Genomic DNA, 4,449 nt, shown 5'->3' with positions numbered 1-4,449 from the left:
GCCAGCAGTCCGACCACGAAAAACGCCAGCCCAATCAAGATGAGCGGTGCGTCCCACGAATAACCGGCGAGGAAATTGAGCGTCGCCGTTTGCGTGTTGGCGAGGGCGAGCACCAGCAACACGACGAAAACGAGGATACGAATCAGCCAGACAAAAAATTTCATAGGGGTCTCTTTGACGGCGGTAACTGAATAAAGCAGGCACAACCGGACGGAGGGCATGGATGAGGAGCGCAAAGCGCGCGCCACATCGCCGGAGCCCATGAGCGTCCGGTATTGTAATTGATGCGTATGGCGCGAGGCGCAAAGGCTGAATGCGACTAGTCGATCGGCCCGACCAGACATTGGAACAGTCACCCCGTTCGAAGCGCGCAGACATAAAAAAAGCACCCTTACGGGTGCTTTTTCGGTCATTTGCCACTGACTGCGCAGCGCGCGAACCGGTAGGAATCTGGACGCCGGTCAAAGATCGTCGTCTTCGTCGCTATCCGGCTCATTCGACTGTTTCAGCGGTTCGCCCGCGCGTCCGTCGACACGTTCCCGCAACTCCTTGCCCGGTTTGAAATGCGGTACGAATTTCTCCGGTACCAGCACCTTCTCGCCCGACTTGGGATTGCGGCCAACACGCGATGGCCGACGATTGAGGCCAAAACTGCCGAAGCCGCGAATTTCGATGCGATGGCCGTTGGCCAGGGCGTCCGACATTGCATCGAGCATCGTCTTCACAGCGAAATCCGCATCTTTAAGTACAAGTTGCGGAAATCGCAGCGCCAGTTGGGCGACCAATTCCGATTTGGTCATGCTGCAGCAATACCTGCGGCTTAGCCGTTCTGGCCGTCGAGCTTGGCCTTCAACAGCGCGCCAAGGTTCGTCGTGCCGGTTGCAGCCGTGCTCGAGTCAGCCGAAGCCAGACCACGGATTGCTTCCTGTTGCTCAGCCGAATCCTTGGCTTTGATCGACAGGTTGATGCCACGCGACTTGCGATCGATGTTGATGATCATCGCGTTGACCTTGTCGCCTTCTTTCAGCACGTTGCGAGCATCTTCCACGCGGTCCTGAGCGATTTCCGACGCACGCAGATAACCTTCCACGTCTGCCGTCAACGTCACGACTGCACCCTTCGCGTCAACCGACTTCACCACGCCGTCAACCGTCGCGCCCTTGTCGTTCATTGCCACGAAGTTGCTGAACGGATCGCCTTCGAGCTGCTTGATACCCAGCGAGATGCGTTCCTTCTCCACGTCGATGCCCAGGACGATTGCCTGAACTTCGTCGCCCTTCTTGTACTTGCGAACCGCTTCTTCGCCCGTTTCGCTCCACGACAGGTCCGAGAGGTGAACCAGACCGTCGATGCCGCCCGGCAGGCCGATGAACACGCCGAAGTCGGTGATCGACTTGATGGCGCCTTCCAGCTTGTCGCCCTTCTTGAAGTTGCGGCTGAAGTCGTCCCACGGGTTCGGCTTGCACTGCTTCATGCCGAGGCTGATACGGCGGCGGTCTTCGTCGATTTCGAGAACCATGACTTCGACTTCGTCACCGAGTTGCACAACCTTCGACGGTGCAACGTTCTTGTTCGTCCAGTCCATTTCCGACACGTGAACCAGGCCTTCGATGCCCGATTCCACTTCGACGAATGCGCCGTAGTCGGTGATGTTGGTGACCTTGCCGAACAGGCGCGTGCCCGACGGGTAACGGCGGGAAATGCCTTCCCACGGATCGTCGCCGAGTTGCTTGATACCCAGCGAGACGCGGTTCTTCTCCTGGTCGAACTTGAGGATCTTCGCGGTGACTTCCTGGCCAACCGACAGCACTTCGCTCGGGTGACGCACACGACGCCATGCGATGTCCGTGATGTGCAGCAGGCCGTCGATACCGCCGAGGTCCACGAATGCGCCGTAGTCGGTGATGTTCTTGACCACGCCTTCCACGATAGCGCCTTCCTTCAGCGTTTCGAGCAGCTTTGCGCGCTCTTCGCCTTGGGTCGCTTCGATCACGGCACGGCGCGACAGCACAACGTTGTTGCGCTTGCGGTCGAGCTTGATCACGCGGAATTCGAGGGTCTTGCCTTCGTACGGGGTCGTGTCCTTGACCGGACGCGTGTCAACCAGCGAACCCGGCAGGAACGCGCGGATGCCGTTGACCATCACGGTCATGCCGCCCTTGACCTTGCCCGTGATCGTGCCGGTCACGAGTTCGTTGTTGTCGAGCGCTTTTTCCAGCGACAGCCACGAAGCCAGACGCTTCGCCTTGTCGCGCGACAGGATCGTGTCGCCATAACCGTTTTCCAGGGCGTCGATGGCCACTGAAACAAAGTCGCCCGCCTGCACTTCTACCTCGCCCGCGTCGTTCAGGAATTCTTCGAGCGGAATGTAGGCTTCGGACTTGAGACCCGCGTTGACGACCACGAAATTGTGGTCGACGCGCACGACTTCGGCGGAAATGACTTCACCCGCACGCATGTCCTGCTTGGTCAGCGACTCTTCGAACAGAGCCGCAAAAGATTCGGTATTCGGGGTAGATGTTTGCAGGTCGGACATAAAAATCTATAGTTGCGCAGCTACTTCGCGTTTGCCTGCCCGAAACATTCGGGCCAATTGCAAGAAAAAACGAGCGCCACACGGGGTTGAGGGGTTAATACACGCTCCATGTTTCTCATGGAGCTCCAACGCAAAGCCAACGGACTTGTCGGCTTTTTGCAACGATTGCAATCAGATTCCAGCAACGTTCCAGCACCTTACACGCGAATTGCGGTGTACCAACCGATGATCTGATCGACCGCCTGGTCGATGGATAGCCCGGAGGTGTCCAGCGTCTTCGCGTCCACTGCGGGCTTGAGCGGTGCGGCTGCACGGCTGCTGTCCCGTGCGTCCCGCTCGCGCAAATCTCGCAGCAAGTCTTCCATATTAGCAGAAAAGCCTTTTTGTATCAATTGCTTATGCCGCCGCGCGGCGCGCGCTTCTGCGCTCGCCGTGAGGAATACCTTGAGTGTTGCGTCGGGGAAAATAACGGTTCCCATGTCGCGGCCGTCCGCGACCAGCCCCGGAGGCCTGCGGAAGGCCCGCTGGCGGGCAATCAGCGCGGTCCTAACCTGTGGGTGGACCGCGATCGCCGAGGCGCGCTTGCCAATTTCTTCAGCACGGATTTCGGTGGAGACATCCACGCCGTCGAGCTGTGCCAAGCCCTCGCGAAATGTGATGTGAAGCTCGGCGACCAGTTCCGCGAGTGCATCGCCGTGATCGGGTTCTATGTTGTAGCGCGCGCTTGCCAGCGCCGTCAGCCGATACAACGCGCCGCTATCGAGCAGATGGAAACCCAGCGTGGCCGCGACCACGGCGGCGACCGTGCCTTTGCCGGAGGCCGTCGGGCCATCGATGGTGATGACGGGCGTTTGATGAAAAGGACGGGTCGGTTTCATCGCAGGCGTCCGGGTCGGCCGAAAACGGCACGCTTATATATATTAGTCACGGTCATCACGCCTTCGCCAGCTTGGCAAATTGCTCGAAATAGTCGGGGAAGGTCTTGGCCACGCACTTCGGGTCGTTGATTCGCACCGGCACGCCGCCCAGGCTCACGAGCGAAAAACACATGGCCATCCGATGGTCGTCGTAGGTGTCGATAGCCGCGTTTGGCGTCAGTTGCGCCGGCGGCGTGACCACGAGGTAGTCCGCGCCCTCCTCGACCGTTGCGCCGACCTTGCGCAGTTCGGTGGCCATCGCGGCGATGCGGTCGGTTTCCTTCACGCGCCAGCTCGCGATATTGCGCAGCGTGGTCGTGCCGTTGGCGAACAACGCGGCAACTGCAATGGTCATGGCCGCGTCGGGGATCAGGTTGAAATCCATGTCGATGGGCATCAGCCTGCCGTCGTCCGATTCCACGCCGCGTACTTCGATCCAGTCGTCGCCAAGCATCACGTTCGCGCCCATGCGGATCAGCGCGTCGGCAAAATTCACGTCGCCCTGAATGCTCGCGCGGCCCACGCCTTCCACGCGCAGCGGCCCGCCGCCGAGCGCACCGGCCGCGAGAAAATACGACGCCGACGATGCATCGCCTTCCACCGCGATCGCGCCTGGCGACTGGTAACGCCCGCCCGCCGGCAACGTGAAGCGCGACCAGCCGTCGCGCTCGACGCTCAGGCCGAAACGCTCCATCAGCTTGATCGTGATCTCGATATACGGCTTCGAAATCAGTTCGCCTTCCACTTCGATCACGATCGGGCCGCGTTGGCTTTGCGCGAGCGGCAGGCTCATCAGCAACGCGGTCAGGAACTGGCTGGAGACATCGCCGCGAACCTTGATCGGCGCATCGATGGCAATGCCGGCGGCGTGGATCTGCAGCGGCGGGAAACCGGCGTTGGCTTCGTAGTCGATCGACGCGCCGATCTGGCGCAGGCCGTCGACAAGATCGCCGATCGGCCGTTCATGCATGCGCGGCACGCCATGCACGCGGTACT

Annotated in this window: 4 protein-coding genes and 1 pseudogene; all 5 read right to left on the bottom strand. The window is 60.3% G+C overall.

Annotated features, from left to right (window positions below; translation table 11 throughout):
• Positions 1 to 164: pseudogene (locus tag ACFFAR_RS25765) on the bottom strand (LapA family protein); the annotation flags it as partial.
• 297 nt (positions 165 to 461) lie between these two features.
• The gene (locus tag ACFFAR_RS25760; RefSeq protein WP_174363462.1) at positions 462 to 800 is read right to left on the bottom strand and encodes an integration host factor subunit beta; all 339 of its coding nucleotides are present in this window, start codon (positions 798 to 800) and stop codon (positions 462 to 464) included.
• Positions 801 to 820: 20 nt separating this feature from the next.
• Complete coding sequence (gene rpsA / locus ACFFAR_RS25755) at positions 821 to 2,536, bottom strand: 30S ribosomal protein S1 (RefSeq protein WP_047844853.1); 1,716 nt, start codon at positions 2,534 to 2,536, stop codon at positions 821 to 823.
• Positions 2,537 to 2,733: 197 nt separating this feature from the next.
• On the bottom strand, positions 2,734 to 3,414 hold the full coding sequence (gene cmk, locus ACFFAR_RS25750) for a (d)CMP kinase (protein ID WP_062000023.1): 681 nt from the start codon (positions 3,412 to 3,414) through the stop codon (positions 2,734 to 2,736).
• 55 nt (positions 3,415 to 3,469) lie between these two features.
• A partial coding sequence (aroA, locus tag ACFFAR_RS25745; protein WP_375508703.1) for a 3-phosphoshikimate 1-carboxyvinyltransferase occupies positions 3,470 to 4,449 on the bottom strand: 980 nt, incomplete at its 5' end.

The sequence above is a fragment of the uncultured Caballeronia sp. genome, from assembly GCF_964243625.1.
GTDB lineage: Bacteria > Pseudomonadota > Gammaproteobacteria > Burkholderiales > Burkholderiaceae > Caballeronia.
This window is presented reverse-complemented; position numbering and strand designations above follow the sequence as displayed.

Bases quoted from the DNA above. Each gene is read 5' to 3' on its own strand.
- ACFFAR_RS25760 (WP_174363462.1), bottom strand. From the start codon at position 800: ATGACCAAATCGGAATTGGTCGCCCAACTGGCGCTGCGATTTCCGCAA.
- cmk (WP_062000023.1), bottom strand. From the start codon at position 3,414: ATGAAACCGACCCGTCCTTTTCATCAAACGCCCGTCATCACCATCGAT.
- rpsA (WP_047844853.1), bottom strand. From the start codon at position 2,536: ATGTCCGACCTGCAAACATCTACCCCGAATACCGAATCTTTTGCGGCT.